This window comes from Dellaglioa sp. CoH-56-MRSF-11 (genome assembly GCF_056782135.1).
Genome location: NZ_JBXAYE010000175.1, coordinates 1 through 234 on the forward strand (window position 1 = coordinate 1; position 234 = coordinate 234).

A 234-nucleotide genomic window follows, 5' to 3' on the forward strand; every position below is an offset into this window, starting at 1 on the left:
GGCTTGGTCAGTTTCTGGAAACGCGGTTGCTGCGTGCCACTTGGTACGCGACAGCCGTCGCCACGCTCTCGTGGAGTATCAAGCAGGACATGCGTGCGTTCCTGAATCGCACGTGCGATGAACCGGAGGCGGCAGTGAAGTTTATGCTGCATGACTTTGGCGCACGTGGTGCATCGTCGGCCCAGACGGCAGCACTTGGTGGCATGGCCCATCTTGTGAACTTTATGGGCACCG

General features: G+C 59.4%; 1 pseudogene. It reads left to right on the plus strand.

From position 1 onward, the window contains the following. Window positions 1-234: pseudogene (locus tag AC1RPT_RS08285) on the plus strand (hypothetical protein); the annotation flags it as partial.